Here is a 15,154-nt window from a genome sequence, read left to right on the forward strand (position 1 = left end):
CGTCTGGGAGGATTCGCCCTATGCCCACCGGCCGCATCCCGGGACAGTCCGGCCCCTCCGAGCAACTCGGGCTGGACTTCGGTGACCTCCCCGACCGCCTCCTCGTCTGTACGCCGAGCAAGCTGTCCTCGTTCGCGGACTGCCCGCGGCGCTTCCGGTACGGCTACGTCGACCGGCCGGCGCCGCCGAAGGGGCCGCCCTGGGCGCACAACTCCCTCGGCGCGAGCGTGCACACCGCTCTGAAGAACTGGTGGGCCCTGCCGGTCGCGAAGCGTACCGCCGACCCGCTGGCGACTCTGCTGCGCGCGACCTGGGTCCGTGAGGGCTACCGCGACGAGGAGCAGGAACGCGAGGTCTTCGCCCGGGCGCTGGCCTGGCTGGAGGCGTACATCGCGACGCTCGATCCCGAGGACGAACCGGTCGGCGTCGAGCGGACGGTCGCCACCAAGACGTCGGTGCTGGCATTGTCCGGCCGGGCCGACCGGATCGACCGGCGCGGCGACGAGCTGGTGATCGTCGACTACAAGACCGGCCGGGGCGAGCTCACCTCGGACGACGCGCGGGGCTCGCTGGCCCTCGCGCTCTACGCGTTCGCCGCCGCGCGGCAGTTCCGCCGCCCGTGCCACCGGGTCGAACTGCATCACCTGCCGACCGAGACGGTGGCGGCGCACGAGCACACCGACGAGTCGATCGCCCGCCACGTCGGCCGGGCCGAGGCGACCGCCCGCGACATCATCGCCGCCGAGAAGTCCGTCGCCGCCGGGGCCGACCCGGACGAGGCGTACCCGATGCAGCCGGGTGCCCTGTGCTCGTGGTGCGACTACCGCAAGGTCTGTCCTGCCGGTGCGCAGGCCGCCGTGCGTGAGCCGTGGACGGCGGTCGTCCCGCGCGAACCGGCGGTCGAGCTGGACTGAGCCGGGTGCCGACCGGAAGCGGCCGGGTCAGGCGTCCGCGCCGCGCAGCGACTGGCAGGCCGGGCACAGTCCCCAGAAGGTGACCTCGGCCTCGTCGACCTCGAAACCGTGCGCGGTGTTCGGGTCGAGGCAGGGGGCGCTGCCCACGGTGCAGTCGACGTCGGCGACCTCGCCGCAGCCGCGGCACACGACGTGGTGGTGGTTGTCGCCGGTACGAGCCTCGTACAGCGCGGGGGAGCCGGCCGGTTCGATCCGCCGGGCCAGGCCGGCCCGGGACAGGGCGCCCAGCACGTCGTAGACCGCCTGGGTGGACACCGAGTCGAGCCGGTCGCGGACCAGCCGCGTGACCTCGTCGACCTCGAAGTGACCGCCGCCGGTGAGCACGTCGAGGACGGCGAGCCGGGGGCGCGTGACCCGCAGCCCGACCGAACGCAGCCGCTCTTCACCGGACACACAGCCATCAAAGCACGATCTTTGGAATCGTCCAAGAAAAGAGCCTGATCTCACCGGCCGCGAACTGCGCGTCCGGCTGCTGTTTCATTGACGAACGTCGCCTTCGTCGGGTTCGCCGAGCGTCCTGATGATCGTTTCTGACCGAACGGCGGAGGGGCTTCCGGCCGAAAGTCGAGAACCCCAGGAACAGCCGTTCGTACGCCGCGCCCGCAGGTGGCCGCCCCTTACGCTGACCCGCAAGCCGCTGACCGGCGACCCGGGGAACGACCAGCCACGGAGGCCCACTCGTGTTCGACTACATCCTGGGCATCCCCGCCCACCCCCTCATCATCCACTTCGCGATCGTGTTCATCGTGCTGCTCGTCGGCGGGTCGGCCGTGTACGCGCTGGTCCCGCCGTTGCGCAGGCGTATCGGCTGGGCGGTGGCGCTGCTGGCCGTCGCGGGCCCGCTGGGGGCGTTCGCGGCCACGCAGTCGGGGAACGCGCTGCGCAAGATGCTGGTCGCGCAGAACTATCCGCCGCAGATCATGAGCCAGGTCGACACCCACCTGCACTACGGCGACAACACCGAGTACTTCTCGATCGGGCTGGGGGTGGCGGCGCTGCTGCTGGTCCTGGTCTCGACGGCGATCGGCCGGCGGCCCTCGGCGGAGGGCTCGTCGCGCAAGGGCTCGCTGATCGCGACGATCGGGCTCGCCCTCGTCGTCCTGGTGCTGGCCGGGTTCACCGGTTACTACGTGTTCAAGACCGGTGACACGGGCGCCCACATCGTGTGGGGATCGTTCAAGCAACCCTGACGGCAACTCTGACGGCAACCCTGATCGGGAGGATCTCTGTGGTACACGGGAGTGTGCGCAGAATCCTCCCGATCGTCCTGTGCGTGGCCCTCACCGCCTGCACGCCGACCGCGTCCCCCGTCGCGGACGGCTCCCCGACCGGCTCCGCGAGCGGCACTCCCGCCGCGGTGGCGGGGCAGAGCCCGGCGGCCGCGGCCCCGAAGACGATCACACTCGTGGCAGCGGGCGACGTGCTCGCCCACCCCGAGATCTGGCAGCAGGCCACGCGCGACGGCGGGTACGCGCCGATGTTCGCCGGCGTACGCCCGGTCGTGTCCGGGGCCGACCTCGCGCTCTGCCATCTCGAAACGCCCCTGGCCCCGGCGGGCGGGCCGTTCAAGGGGTTCCCCCGGTTCAGCGTCCCGCCGCAGATCCTCGACGGCGTCAAGGACACCGGTTTCGACGGGTGCTCGACGGTCTCCAACCACACGCTCGACCAGGGCGAGGCCGGCATCGACCGGACGATCGCCGCGATGGACGCCGAGGGCCTCGGCCACGCCGGGATCGCCGCCCGGCCGCAGGACGCCGGCAAGCCGTGGATCTACACCGTCCGCGGAGTGAAGATCGCGCATCTCGCGTACGCGTTCGGCTTCAACGGGCTCACGCCGCCGGCCGGCCGGGAATGGCTGGCGAGCAGGATCGACCCGGCGAAGATCAAAGCTGCCGCGCACGCCGCCCGGCTGGCCGGTGCGCAGATCGTCATCGTGAGCCTGCACTGGGGCACCGAGTACCGGCACGATCCGGACTCGAATCAGCTGGCCTGGGCGAACGCGCTCGCGGGCTCGCCCGACATCGACCTCGTCCTCGGCCACCACGCCCACGTGGTGCAGCCGATCCGCCGGATCAAGGGCACGTGGTTCGTCTTCGGCATGGGCAACGAACTCGCCCGGCACGCCGATCCGCAGGACGCCAACCGGGAGGGGCTGATGGTCCGGGTGACGTTCGCGTACGCGGGCCGGTGGTCGGTCCGGAAGATCGATCCGTTGCCGACCTGGGTCGACCTCGCGCCGTCGATCCGTCTCGTGGACCTGACCGCGGCGCTGGCCGATCCCGCTCTCGATCCCGCCCGGCGGGCCACCTACCAGGCCGCGTACGACCGGGTGATGAAGTACGCGGCGCTTGCTTCGTAGACCGCCGGCTCAGCGGGCCAGCGTGACGATCAGCAGGGCGGCCACCGCGATCGCCCCGACGAGCAGCGTGAACCGGCGGGCGCGGCGCTCGTCCGCGTCCAGGGCGGCGGCGTCCTGCTCGGGCAGCCGGCGCGGCGGGTCGACCACCTCGACCAGTTCCGGATGGAAGTCCTGGGGCGGTACCGCAATGGGCGGACCCGGGTACTCAGACACGCGTACACCTCCTAAGCTGGATGGCGTGGCCGGTGAAGATCTGACCTACGGCATCTCCAGCACCGAGGACGACCGCGTCGTCGAACTCGAGCCGGACGACGCGCCGATCCTGCCCGACCAGACCGTCGACGACACCGACGCCGGCTGGGGCGAATCCGCCGGCTCCAACGACGACCGCCTGCTCGAAGACCGCCCGCCGCACTGGTGAGTCAGCCCCTGGGCAGCCGGTCGCGGATCTCGGTGAGCAGTTTCGCCTCGTCCGAGAGCTCGTCCTCCTTGAGCGTCCCGCGCCGGCGCGCGTACGCGTTCGCCGGTACGACGACGAAGTAGTACAGGGCGAGCGCGGTCAGGACGAACGTGATCAGCGCGTTGATGAAGGCGCCGTAGTCGAACGGCACGCCGCGCACGGTGAATCGGCCGCCGGTGCCGTGCCCGCCGGTGAGGACCTGGATCAGTGGTTCCAGGAACGACTTCGTGAACTGGTTGATCACCGCGCCGAACGCGGCGCCGATGACGATGCCGACGGCCAGGTCGATGACGTTGCCGCGAAGGACGAACTCCCGAAAACCCTTGAACACGCCGTCATTGTCCCGCGCGTACGCGCAGAATTAGCGTAATTCGGGCAAAAAGTCCGTATTAGCGCGACGTGCCGGCGTCAGGATGCCGAGGAGGAGCTGGCGGACGGGCTGGAGCTGGACGAGCCCGACGAACTCGACGAGGAGTTCGACTGCGACGGGGTCTTCCGCGAGTCGGTGCGGTAGAAGCCCGAGCCCTTGAAGACGACGCCGACGCCGGAGAACAGCTTGCGCAGCTGGCCGTCGCACTCGGGGCACTGGGTCAGCGGCGCGTCGGTGAACGACTGGACGCGCTCGAGCTGGTGACCACAGGCCGTGCACGCGTACTGGTACGTGGGCACGATCTCCTCCTGACCGACTGCCGCCGCGGGATCGGCTGGCACTCCATAACGTCGAGTGCCAATAGTGGCACGCGAACTCCGTCCAGCTCAACTCACTGTGGCAGCCGGATCATCCCGGCCGTGGGCGTGATCACGGCGGTCACCCGCCGGTCGTGCGGCTGGGCCGGCAGGCTGTGAGCGAATTCACCGTCGTGCACGAGCGCCACGATCGGCACGTCGGGGGCCACCCGCGCCAGCGCGCGGTCGTAACTGCCGCCGCCGCGACCGAGGCGTACACCGGTCGTGTCGACGGCCAGCGCCGGGGCGATCACCAGGTCCGCCGCGGCGATCTCCGCCTCGCCGAGCAGGTCGTCGTCGTCCCAGTCGCGCCAGTCCAGGTCGTTGTCCGCCAGCAGGACGGGCACGAGTACGCGTACCGCGGCGTGCCGGGCCAGCAGCCGGGGCAGCGGCCCGGACAGGTGGGCGCCGGGCTCGGTCCCGAACGGTTCGTACGCCGCGACGACCGACGGGCGGGTGACGCGTACAAGATCTGACAGATGGCGCCAGAGCCGGGCGTCGGCATTCCGCAGGGTCGATTCCGGGCGGGAGCGACGGGCCGTGAGCAGCGCCTTCCTGACCTCGATCTTGCTGCCGACAAGATCGACGGGCGCCACCGCCGAACGAACCGAAAAATCCGACACGTGACACTTTCCCCACAACTCAGTTGAAGCGGGCAAAGCGTGCAAGCATCGCACCCGCGACCGCAATCGTAGTCGATGGAGGGAGACCCGGTGAGCCTGCGAACCCGCCTGACCAGCGCCTTTCTGGCGACGGTCCTGGCGCCGGCGCTGATCGGGGCGGTGTTCGCCGCCGGTTACGTGGCTTCGGCTGCCCAGGAGCGCGCGGCGGACCGGCTGACCGTCGCGAGCGGGGCGGTACGCACGAGCTTCGCCGCCCTGTGCGGGCAGTTGCGGGCGGTGGCCGAGGCGGTCGCCGACGCGCCTGAGGCCGACCGGGCCGGGGTGGCGCAGCGGTACGTGGCTCGGGGGCTGGTGTCCGGCGTGCACGTCGAGTCCGATGCGGAGACCGGGTTCAGCGGCCTGACCACCGTGGACGCGCCGCCGCCGCCGTGGGCGCTGTGCGCGCCGGGCACGTCCGAGGAGATCGGCCCGGCGACCTTCGAGGGGATCGCCGCGCGGGTGGACCTCGTCGACGCCCAGGGCGACCAGGTCGGCACGGTGTGGGCGGCGCAGTCGGTGGACCCGGCGGCGCTGCAGCGGCTCGCCGACTCGGCCGGCGTACGCGTGACGCTGCTGTCCGGCGACGGTGTCGTGCCGGCGGTGTCGACCGCCGGCGGACCAGGCGACTTCGCCCGCCGGCTGGGCACGGCGGACGGGATCCCGCTGCCGCTCGTCCTGTCGGTGCCGGAGCCCTCGATGGCCGGCCGCTACCTGACCCTGATCGCCGTCGTGCTGCTCACCGCCGGGCTGGCCGTCGTGGTCGCCTGGTGGCTGGCCCGCACGACGACCGCCCCGCTCGACCGGCTGGCCCGGGCGGCCGACCAGGTGGCCGACGGCGACCTGCGCGTACGCGTACCGGTGGAGTCGGCGGACGAGATGGGCCGGCTGGGTTCCGCCTTCAACCGGATGACGGCCGAGCTGGAATCCTATGTGGAGGCGCTGACCGCCAGCCGGGACCAGTTGCGCGGCCAGCTCGGCGTCCTCGGCGACACCCTGTCGAGCACGCACGACCTGCACCGGATCCTCCAGGTGATCCTGCAGACCGCCCGGCACGCCGCCGGGGCCAGGGCGGGCGCCGTGCTCCTGGTCGACCCGGCGACCGGACTCCTCACGGCCCAGTGCGCCGAAGGGGTCGACGGGTCCGTGCTGCGCGTACCGATCGGGGAAGGGCTGCTCGGTTCCGTGGCGGCCACCGGCGTCCCGGTACGCGGCCGCACCGACCGCGACCGCCCGGTGCTGCTGCCGATGGAGCCGGCCAGCCGGTCCTACGTGATCGTCCCGTTCACGCTCGGCGGGCTGCTGCCGGCCGAACCGGCCCCGGGCACCGCCTCCGCCCGCGGGCTGTGGCCGGCCGGGCTGCCCGCCGCGCAGGGCGTACTCGCGCTCTACGACCGGCTCGGCCGGGACGAGTTCGACGACGGCGACCTCGACACGCTGCGTACCTTCGCCGGGCAGGCGTCGGTGGCCGTCGACAACGTACGCGTCCACGAGGAGGCCCAGCGGCTGTCGGTCACCGACTCGCTCACCGGGCTGCTCAACTACCGGTCCATGCTGGACTGCCTGCGCCGGGAGGTCGAACGGGCGCACCGGTTCGGGCGGCGGCTGTGCGTACTGGCCATGGACCTCGACCGGTTCAAGGAGATCAACGACTCCTTCGGGCACGCGGCCGGCGACATCGTGCTGACCGAGTTCGCCCGCCGCGTACGCGGGGAGATCCGGGAGGTCGACCTCGCGTTCCGGCACGGCGGGGAGGAGTTCGTGGTGCTCCTGCCCGAAACCGATCTGGCCGGCGGGCAGGCCGTGGCGGAACGGTTGTGCGCGGCCCTGCGTACGGCGCCGGTGCTGCTGCCGCGCGGCCGGGTCGAGGTGACGGTGTCGATCGGGATCGCGGTCTATCCGGAGCACGGCGAGAGCGGATCGGCCGTCGTGCAGGCCGCCGACGACGCCCTGTACGCGGCCAAAGCGGCCGGGCGTGACCGCTATCGGACAGCCGGAGATGCCATTCCGGATGTGGCCCGCCCGGCGATGTCCGCAGCTCTCGGTGCCTGCGCGCCGGTCGGAGAATTGACCGCGCGCGGCGCGTCGGGCGGGACTCAGACGCCCCGACAGGGCAATGGCCGATAGTCTCGCCACATGCTCGGACACACCCCCTCAGCGGACCGTACAGCCGGCGGCGCGGGCGGCAACGCCCCCGACCGGCCGGTGACGGCTGCACGGCGGGCCACGAAGGCAGTGATCCCCGCTGCCGGACTGGCCACGCGATTCCTGCCCGCCACCAAGGCCGTCCCCAAGGAACTCCTGCCCGTCGTCGACCGCCCGGTGCTCCAGTACATCGTCGAAGAGGCCGCCAGCGCCTCGATCAACGACATCCTCCTGGTCACCGGCCGGGGTAAGACCAGCATGGTCGACCACTTCGACCGCAACCCGTACCTCGAGTCCCGGCTGGAGGCCAAGGGAGACATCGCGCGGCTCAACGCCGTGCGGCGTACGTCCGAACTGGCCGAGATCTACACCTGCCGGCAGGGCGAGCCGCTGGGCCTCGGCCACGCCGTCTCGTACGCCGAGTCGCACGTGGGCGGGGAGCCGTTCGCGGTCCTGCTGGCCGACGAGTTCTGCGCGGAGGACGAGCCGCTGCTGCCCTCGATGCTCGATCTGCAGGCGCAGACCGGCGGAATAGTCCTGTCCTTCATCGAGATTCCCGAGGACCAGGTCAACCGTTACGGCATCGCGTCGGTCGAGGAGGTCGATCCGTCACTTGCCGCCGTCAGCGACGCTGGATCCGTGGTGAAGGTGACCGGGCTCGTGGAGAAGCCGCCGGTCGGCGAGGCGCCCAGCAATCTCGCCGTCGTCGGCCGCTACGTGCTGCCCTTCTCCATCTTCGACGCCATCCGGCGGACCAAGCCGGGCAGCGGCGGCGAGATCCAGCTGACCGACGCCATGGCGATCCTGCTCGCCGAAGGCACGCCGGTGCACGGCATCGTCTACCGCGGCCACCGCTACGACACCGGCATCCCGCTCGGCTACCTCCAGGCGACCGTGCAGCTGGCCTGCGAACGCGAGGACCTCGGCCCGGCGTTCCGCCAGTGGCTGGTCGACTACCTCGCCGGCAGCAGTCCAGCCGGAGGCGCCTCTTAGGCGGATCGGGATGACGCAGAGATGACCGCAACGGCCGAGTTCGACGCGGCGTCAGCAGCCGAGCTGACGCCGCTCGCCGACTACCTGGGCAGCGTGCTGCGCAGGCTCAGGGCGCTGCCGGCGCTCGACCTCGACCTGACGCAGGCGCACGGCAACGTGCTCGCCGAGAACGTCCTCGCGCCGCATCCCTACCCCGCCTTCGACCAGGCCGGCATCGACGGGTACGCGTGCCGGGCGGACGATCTCGTGCCGCCCGGCCCCGGCCGGCCGGTACGCCTGAACGTCGTCGGCGATCTCGGCGCGGCCAGCTGGCGGCCGGCCCGGCTGACCCCGAACTCGTGTTTCTCCGTGGCGGCCGGTGCGCCGCTGCCGATCGGCGCGGACGTGATCGTCCCCGTCGACTGGACCGACCAGGGCATGGCCGCCGTCGAGATCGCCCGCGTACCCAAGCGCGGTTACGGCGTACGCCGGGCGGGCGAGGAGATCGCGGCCGGGACGGTCCTGGCCCGCGGCGGCTCGGTCGTCACCCCGGCGCTCGTGGCTGTCCTCGCGGCCAGTGGCATCGGCCACGTCGTCGTGCGGCCCACGCCCCGCGTCGTCATCGTGGCGACCGGCGACGAACTCGTCGAGGCGGGCCGGGTCAGCCAGCCCGGCCAGGTCGTCGACGTGAACTCGCACGCCCTGACCGCCGCGGCGGCCGAGGCTGGCGCGCACGCGTACCGGGTGGGGATCTGCGACGACGATCCGGAGGGCCTGCGCAGCCTGCTGGAGGACCAGACGCTGCGGGCCGACCTGATCATCACCACCGGCGGCACCGGGACCGGTCCGGGCGACATGGTGCGCCGCATCCTGTCCCGGCGGGACGGCAGCCGGAGCGGTTCGGTGACCTTCACGGAGGTCTCCCTGTACCCGAGCTCGGTGCTGGGCTTCGGCACCTACGGCACGGCCGAGGAGGTGCCGATCGTGTGCCTGCCCGGCGACCCCGGCGCCGCCCTGATCGGCTTCGAGGTGCTCGCCCGCCCGGCGATCCAGCTGCTGGCCGGCGCCGAGCCGGTGTTCCGCCCGTCCGTACGCGGGCACCTCCTGGAGACGGTGACCTCCCCTCCGGGGCTGCGCGAATTCCGGCCCGCTCTGGTGGCCGAGCGCCGCGGCGGCGGCTACACCGTGCAGCCTTTGGCCGGCGGACCGCGTACGCTGGCGGGGCTGGCCGAAGCGAACGGCCTGCTGGTCCTCGGCGAGCGGGTGACGACCGCCCCCGCCGGGTCGACTGTGGACGTTCTGCTGCTGGACAGGCGACGATGACGAGAGCCCTCGGTTATCCGACCGTGCTGCGTGACGGGCCGGTGCTGCTGCGCCCGTACAAGCGTTCCGACGCCCAGGACTGGTCCCAGGTACGCATCCGCAACCAGCCGTGGCTCGCGCCCTGGGAGGCCACGCCGATCGGGCCCTGGGCGCAGATGAACTCCCCGGCCTCGTTCCGTCTCGTCTACAAGGGACTCAAGGAGGCGGCCAAGATCGGCGAAGCCATGCCGTTCGCCATCTGCCTCGTCGAGGACGGCCGCGAGCGCTTCGTCGGCCACATCAACCTGGGCAACATCGTGCGGCGCGCGTTCGCCTCGGCGTACTGCGGGTACTGGATCGACTCGAGGGTCGCCGGCCAGGGCATCATGCCGACCGCGCTGGCGCTGGTCGTGGACCACGCGTTCAGCTCCGGCGGCCTGCACCGGGTCGAGGTCAACATCCGCCCCGAGAACAAGGCCAGCCGCCGGGTCGCCGAGAAGCTCGGGCTGCGCGAGGAGGCGTACCACCCGCACTACATGTTCATCGACGGCGCCTGGCGGGACCACATCGGTTACGGCGTCACGATCGAGGACGTGCTGGCCGACGGCGGGCTGGTCCGCCGCTGGCACCGCTTACGAGCCGCCTGACCCCGCTTTACCTGCCCTCGTCGATATCCCGCGACGCGCCGGGGCGGCGCGCCTGCCACCTACGGCGCGCCGCGACCTTTACCCTCGGTAAACGATCTATCTAGCGCGGGATCCCGTCCGGGTCCCGCCGAGGAGTGACGGGAGGGGAGAGGGTGCCGACCTCGGTGCTCCTCGCCGTCCTCACCGCCGCGGGGCTGCTCGCTCTCGCCCCGGCGCTGGTACGCCGGTACGACGCCACCGAGCGCCTCGTGGCGGAGCGGGCGCTGTCGACCGCGCGGGTCCTGGCCAGGTCCCGGCGCCGTCGCACCGTGCCAGGACGCCTCCCGGTCAACCCGCCCCGCGCGTACATCCCCTCGCAGATCCTCGGCTCGCTCGTGGGGGCGTACACGCCGGTGTCGGCGGTCCCGATGGTCAGCGCCATCCCCGTCTCCACCCCGGCCCGCTCCGGACCGCGCGCCTCCTCGCGCCGCCCCACCCTCACCGTCGTCCCGCGCTCCGCCGTCCCCTACACACTCCGCGGCGCCACCGGCGGCCGCAGCCGGGCCCGCCCGGCCGTGTACCGGCGCCGGCGCGTACTGGCCGCCCTGATCCTGTTCAACGCGGTCGAGCTGGGCGGCGTCTTCGCCGTGGGACCCGGCTTCTGGATCGGCTTCGCCGCCAGCGGCACCCTGCTCGCGGTCTACGTCGGCCACCTGCGCGGCCGCGCCCGCCAGATGCAGCGCCGCCGCGCCGCCGAAGCCGCCGAGGCCCGCTGGCTCGAAGAGCAGCAAGCCGAGGTACGCCGCGCGCAGCGCCGCCGCGCCACCGCCCGCCGGGAAGCGGCCCGCCTCCTCCAGGAAGAACTGGTACGCCAGCGTGCCGCCCTCATGCTCTCCCTCCAGGAGACGCAGGAGCTGCCCAAGGCGGTCGGAGCGGAGCAGTCGGCACCGGTGCTGTCCTACCGCGCCCCCAGCCCGCGAGGATCACGCGTACGCGGAAAGCCCTACTCCGCCGGCCCGGCCGACTCGCGCGGCAGCTCCCGATGAGCGTCGCGACCGGGTGAACACGACGCGGCGGGGTGATTCGCGCATGGGCGGGCAGACCTGCTAACCTTGGCGCCGGTCCGGAAACGGATCGCACCGGGGGACGTGGCGCAGCCCGGTAGCGCACCTCGTTCGCATCGAGGGGGTCAGGGGTTCGAATCCCCTCGTCTCCACACTGAGCAAGGCCCTGAGCGTTCATCGCTCAGGGCCTTCGTCGTTGTGCCGCGGCCTGTTCGCCTCGCCCGGTCCCCAGCCCGCGCCCCCAGCCCGGTTCCCCGTCCGCGACGCGAGTAGGCCGTTCGACCTATGGGCTGTAGTTGCGCGAGAGTCCTATATTTCCGCCCGCAAGCTCTGCATTCCGTGAACGGGGAGATCACATGCGGGCTCTTCATGGCGCCCTCGCCTCCGCAGTCGTCCTCGCGCTGACCGGTGTTGCCGCACCGGCGCAGGCCGCGGGCCCGACAGCGCCCTACACAGCCCTCTACGTCGACGGTTCCACCGGATCATGGTGGCACCAGGGATCGCTCGCGTACGACGCGACGAACGGGTCGACGTTCACGGTCGGCGCCACCGGCACCGACCAGGTCGACTTCCGAGCCGACCGCGGCACCGACAACTGGGTGATCCACGTGGCTCCGCCCACCGGATCCACCTGGACCGCCGGCACCGACTACGAGCTCAGCCTCGTACCCGACGCGGCGAAGGCGTACATCGACGTCGCCCACGCGGGTGCGACCTGCGACGAGGCGCCGGGCACGTTGCACGTGGAAGACGTCGTCCGCGGCAGCGGCGGAGCCCTGACCGGGTTCGCCGCGACGTTCGTCCTCTCGTGCTTCTCGAACTACCAGGATCTGCACGGTGAGATCCGCTGGAACTCCGGCACGGCGTACGCCGGAGCGGGTACCGACCTGATGGCCTACGATTTCGGGTCGCGTCTCGTCGGCAGCGGACCGGTCAGCAAGACGTTCACCGTCACGTCGCTCGGCGCGGGGCCGGTCGTCTTCGGCGACCCGACCTTCATCGAGAACAGCGGCTCGTACGCGATCTCGCAGAACTCGTGCACCGGGGCGTCCCTGGCGTACGGGGAGACCTGCACGATCACCGTGACGGCGCACTCGACCAAGCTCAGCGGCGACTGGACCCTGCTCAAACTGGCCGACAACACGTCGCTCGGCGCCCGCTGGTTCCAGCTCGGCATGAACGGCGTCGATCCGCGTACCGTGACGGTGTCGCCGGGCTTCCTGAGCTTCGACGGCCAGATCCTGTACGAGCTCGGCGCGCCCCAGCGGGTGACGGTGACCGGCACCGGAGACACGCCGGACACCTTCACGCCGGCCACGATCACGGGTACGGACGCGGCGAACTTCTTCGTCACGACCGACACCTGCAAGGGTGTCAGCCTCGCGAAGAACCAGACCTGCTACGTCGAGGTCGCGGCCAAGCCGCTGAGCACCGCGTACCCGAAGTATGCGACGCTGGAGCTGCATGACAACAGCCTCACGCCGACCAAGTCGGTGCAGCTGACGCTCTACTACGTCACCCAGGGATTCCGGGGGACGTACAGCCCGGTCACGCCCGCGCGGATCCTCGACACCCGCTCGGGTCTCGGCGCGCCCAAGAGCATCGTCCACTCCGGCAACGTGGTTCATCTCCAGGTCCTCGGCCAGGGCGGCCTGCCGTTCAACGGCGTCTCCGCGGTCGTGCTGAACCTGACGGTGACCGGCCCGATCGGCTCCGGCTTCCTGACGGCGTACCCGTCGGACGTCGCGCGGCCGACCGCGTCCTCGCTCAACTACGTCAAGGGCGGCCTGCGGTCGAACTCCGTGACCGTGCCCGTCGGGGCGGACGGCGCGGTGAACATCTACGCGTCCACCGCGACGCACATCGTGGCCGATGTCAACGGCTGGTACGCGGGCTCCGCCTACTACCAGTCGGGCCAGCTCGCCGGGCAGCTCCAGCCGGTCGAGCCCTACCGGCTCTTCGACAGCCGGTCGGACTGGGGCGAGCCGCTTCCCGCGGGCTACTACGCCCAGCTCGCCGACGACTACGGCACGGCGAACTCGCACATCCGCGCGTTCGTCGTCAACATCACGGCGGTGTCCCCCCGGGCGGCCGGCTTCCTGACCGCGTGGGACGGCAACGGCACCAACCCGAGTACGTCGACGGTCAACTACACGAAGGGCGGCGTCACGCCGAACTTCGCGATCGTGCCGGTCGGCCCGTGCACCATCTGCACCGGCAAGTACTACGGGCTTCCGTCGATCAGCATCTTCAGTCCGCAGACCACGCACGTCGTGGTGGACGTCGTCGGCCTCATCGACGACGGCACGCTGCCGGACGGCCTGCGGTTCACGCCGCAGACGCCGCAGCGCATCGTGGACAGCCGCAGCGCGCTCGGGCTGACCGGACCGCTGGGAGGCGCCTCGACCGCCACCGTCACGGCACCGGGCTCGGTGCTGCCGGCGGCGACGCAGGCGCTCATGCTGAACGCGACGGGGATCCAGCCCACCGCCAACACCTACATGTCCCTGTGGCCGACCGGGCTCGCCCGGCCGACCGTCAGCACGCTCAACCTCGGCAAGGGTGAGATCGCGGCCAACGCGTCGCTGACCCTGCTGGGCGGGTCGGGGATCAACCAGTTCGACATCTACAACAACTCCGGCACCGCCCACGCGGTCGTCGACGTCGTCGGTGCGTTCTGGCTCTATCCCGGTACCGCGAGCCCGTCCTTCGGCCAAGGCGTACTCGGTGGGGCCGCGGGCCCGCGCCGGGCGGCGCCGGGCGTGGTCGGCCTCGGTACGCCTGCACCGCTTCCGCACAAGGCGTGACGTGCACGGCAAGCCGCCTCGGGCCGATCGGCTCGGGGCGGCTTCCCGTTTTCCGGGCGGGCGCGGAAGGCGAGCGGCGAGACCGTTTCCCGACTGTCGGAGGGCGTTGCGCTCCTGGCCGCCTCGACTACGCTCGATCGAGTGCGCCCGCCGACCCCCGAGGAGCGCCGATGTCTGTCGAAGGCGTGGACTATGCGTTCCCGCCCCTGCCTTCCCCCTCATCGCTGGTCGCCGCGGGCAAGCAGTTCGCCTGCCGGTACGGCGGCCCGGGCTCGGACGGCAAGCAGCTGCACGCCGCCGAGCGGGACGCCCTGCACAACGCGGGCCTCGGGATCGTGGCGAACGCCGAAGGCGCGGCCGACGGCCTGCTGGGCGGCTACAGCACCGGTGTGAGCTGGGCGAACAGCGCGCTTGACCATTTCGCGGCGCTGGGGCTGCCCGACAGCCGGCCGATCTACCTGAGCGCCGACTTCGACATGACGGCGAGCCAGTGGAAGGCGGTCGCCAACGGTCTGCGCGGTGCCGCGAGCGTCCTCGGCCTGTCGCGGGTGGGCGTGTACGGCGGGTACAACGCCATGGTGTGGGCGCGCCGGGACGGTGTGGCGCGCTGGTTCTGGCAGACGTACGCGTGGTCCGGCGGCCGGTGGGCGGCGGGCAATCACCTCGAGCAGTACAAGGTCGGCGCCACGATCGGCGGAGCCGACTGCGATCTGAATCGGGCCATGGTGCCGGACTATGGCCAGTGGACGGGAGACGACGACATGGCGTTCATGGACGACAAGGATTTCGCGGCACTGGCGTACCGGGTGGAGGCCCTGGTGAGCGGCCGGGACACCGTGGTCGGCGGCCCGACCAAGGGCGAGAAGGTGCTGACCTGGAACAAGATCGCCGCCACCCTCGCCACCAATCAGCAGTTCCTGGACGCGATGAAGAACCAGCTGACCGGGGACGTGATCGTCGACGGGGCACCGCTCGGGGACGCCGACAAGCCGGCCATCGTCGAAGCGGTCAAGCAGGCCCTGCGCGAGGGCGCCGTCTGAACCGGGCCGACCTGCGTAAA

General features: G+C 71.7%; 16 protein-coding genes and 1 tRNA gene. 12 read left to right on the top strand and 5 right to left on the bottom strand.

Going from position 1 to position 15,154, the window contains the following annotated elements; genetic code table 11:
- Positions 1-20: 20 nt before the first annotated feature.
- Positions 21-914, top strand: coding sequence for a RecB family exonuclease (locus G401_RS0110950; RefSeq protein ID WP_051366473.1), 894 nt, complete (start codon positions 21-23; stop codon positions 912-914).
- Between the two features lie 27 nt (positions 915-941).
- Here G401_RS0110950 and G401_RS0110955 read toward each other — a convergent pair whose 3' ends face one another.
- Positions 942-1,367, bottom strand: a complete 426-nt coding sequence (locus G401_RS0110955; protein ID WP_027342555.1) for a Fur family transcriptional regulator — start codon at positions 1,365-1,367, stop codon at positions 942-944.
- A gap of 287 nt (positions 1,368-1,654) precedes the next feature.
- Between G401_RS0110955 and G401_RS0110960 the strand changes: the two genes are divergently transcribed.
- Positions 1,655-2,164, top strand: coding sequence for a DUF2231 domain-containing protein (locus tag G401_RS0110960; RefSeq protein WP_027342556.1), 510 nt, complete (start codon positions 1,655-1,657; stop codon positions 2,162-2,164).
- Between the two features lie 53 nt (positions 2,165-2,217).
- Entirely contained in the window at positions 2,218-3,333 is a 1,116-nt protein-coding gene (locus G401_RS44815) for a CapA family protein (protein WP_051366474.1), read from the top strand.
- Positions 3,334-3,342: 9 nt separating this feature from the next.
- Here G401_RS44815 and G401_RS44820 read toward each other — a convergent pair whose 3' ends face one another.
- Entirely contained in the window at positions 3,343-3,546 is a 204-nt protein-coding gene (locus G401_RS44820; protein ID WP_051366475.1) for a hypothetical protein, read from the bottom strand.
- Between the two features lie 25 nt (positions 3,547-3,571).
- Here G401_RS44820 and G401_RS44825 point away from each other — a divergent pair, with 25 nt between their 5' ends.
- Positions 3,572-3,754 carry a hypothetical protein gene (locus tag G401_RS44825; RefSeq protein ID WP_034591245.1) on the top strand — a complete coding sequence of 61 codons (183 nt, stop codon included), beginning with the start codon at positions 3,572-3,574 and terminating at the stop codon, positions 3,752-3,754.
- 1 nt (position 3,755) lies between these two features.
- Here the strand turns inward: G401_RS44825 and mscL are convergent, their stop codons facing one another.
- From mscL to G401_RS0110990, 3 genes are all read right to left on the bottom strand, one after another.
- Entirely contained in the window at positions 3,756-4,124 is a 369-nt protein-coding gene (gene mscL, locus G401_RS0110980) for a large conductance mechanosensitive channel protein MscL (protein ID WP_027342557.1), read from the bottom strand.
- Positions 4,125-4,201: 77 nt separating this feature from the next.
- A complete protein-coding gene (locus G401_RS0110985) occupies positions 4,202-4,462 on the bottom strand; it encodes an FmdB family zinc ribbon protein (protein ID WP_027342558.1) in 261 nt (86 codons plus the stop codon).
- A 92-nt stretch (positions 4,463-4,554) separates the two neighbouring features.
- Positions 4,555-5,142, bottom strand: coding sequence for a 5-formyltetrahydrofolate cyclo-ligase (locus G401_RS0110990; RefSeq protein ID WP_064741735.1), 588 nt, complete (start codon positions 5,140-5,142; stop codon positions 4,555-4,557).
- 75 nt (positions 5,143-5,217) lie between these two features.
- Between G401_RS0110990 and G401_RS0110995 the strand changes: the two genes are divergently transcribed.
- The 8 genes from G401_RS0110995 (at position 5,218) to G401_RS52565 (ending at position 15,134) form a co-directional block, all read left to right on the top strand.
- On the top strand, positions 5,218-7,305 hold the full coding sequence (locus tag G401_RS0110995; RefSeq protein WP_027342560.1) for a GGDEF domain-containing protein: 2,088 nt from the start codon (positions 5,218-5,220) through the stop codon (positions 7,303-7,305).
- 9 nt (positions 7,306-7,314) lie between these two features.
- A complete protein-coding gene (locus G401_RS0111000; RefSeq protein WP_084557051.1) occupies positions 7,315-8,316 on the top strand; it encodes a UTP--glucose-1-phosphate uridylyltransferase in 1,002 nt (333 codons plus the stop codon).
- A gap of 21 nt (positions 8,317-8,337) precedes the next feature.
- Complete coding sequence (locus G401_RS0111005; RefSeq protein WP_027342562.1) at positions 8,338-9,618, top strand: molybdopterin molybdotransferase MoeA; 1,281 nt, start codon at positions 8,338-8,340, stop codon at positions 9,616-9,618.
- Positions 9,615-10,244: a GNAT family N-acetyltransferase gene (locus G401_RS0111010; protein ID WP_027342563.1), complete on the top strand. Its 630-nt coding sequence runs from the start codon at positions 9,615-9,617 to the stop codon at positions 10,242-10,244. Before G401_RS0111005 ends, G401_RS0111010 begins: the two co-directional genes overlap by 4 nt.
- A 152-nt stretch (positions 10,245-10,396) precedes the next feature.
- Complete coding sequence (locus G401_RS0111015; protein WP_027342564.1) at positions 10,397-11,269, top strand: hypothetical protein; 873 nt, start codon at positions 10,397-10,399, stop codon at positions 11,267-11,269.
- Between the two features lie 96 nt (positions 11,270-11,365).
- Positions 11,366-11,439 (top strand) — tRNA-Ala (locus G401_RS0111020).
- A 204-nt stretch (positions 11,440-11,643) separates the two neighbouring features.
- Positions 11,644-14,094 carry a choice-of-anchor D domain-containing protein gene (locus tag G401_RS0111025; protein WP_027342565.1) on the top strand — a complete coding sequence of 817 codons (2,451 nt, stop codon included), beginning with the start codon at positions 11,644-11,646 and terminating at the stop codon, positions 14,092-14,094.
- Positions 14,095-14,264: 170 nt separating this feature from the next.
- Positions 14,265-15,134: a DUF1906 domain-containing protein gene (locus tag G401_RS52565; protein ID WP_051366476.1), complete on the top strand. Its 870-nt coding sequence runs from the start codon at positions 14,265-14,267 to the stop codon at positions 15,132-15,134.
- Positions 15,135-15,154: the final 20 nt, after the last annotated feature.

The sequence above is a fragment of the Hamadaea tsunoensis DSM 44101 genome (assembly GCF_000428945.1).
In the GTDB taxonomy this organism is placed as follows: Bacteria; Actinomycetota; Actinomycetes; order Mycobacteriales; family Micromonosporaceae; genus Hamadaea; species Hamadaea tsunoensis.

What these genes read in the sequence shown, in the direction of transcription:
- G401_RS0110950 (WP_051366473.1), top strand. Translation starts at nt 21, where the DNA reads ATGCCCACCGGCCGCATCCCGGGACAGTCCGGCCCCTCCGAGCAACTC.
- G401_RS0110995 (WP_027342560.1), top strand. Translation starts at nt 5,218, where the DNA reads ATGGAGGGAGACCCGGTGAGCCTGCGAACCCGCCTGACCAGCGCCTTT.
- G401_RS0111000 (WP_084557051.1), top strand. Translation starts at nt 7,315, where the DNA reads ATGCTCGGACACACCCCCTCAGCGGACCGTACAGCCGGCGGCGCGGGC.
- G401_RS0111005 (WP_027342562.1), top strand. Translation starts at nt 8,338, where the DNA reads ATGACCGCAACGGCCGAGTTCGACGCGGCGTCAGCAGCCGAGCTGACG.
- G401_RS0111010 (WP_027342563.1), top strand. Translation starts at nt 9,615, where the DNA reads ATGACGAGAGCCCTCGGTTATCCGACCGTGCTGCGTGACGGGCCGGTG.
- G401_RS0111025 (WP_027342565.1), top strand. Translation starts at nt 11,644, where the DNA reads ATGCGGGCTCTTCATGGCGCCCTCGCCTCCGCAGTCGTCCTCGCGCTG.
- G401_RS52565 (WP_051366476.1), top strand. Translation starts at nt 14,265, where the DNA reads ATGTCTGTCGAAGGCGTGGACTATGCGTTCCCGCCCCTGCCTTCCCCC.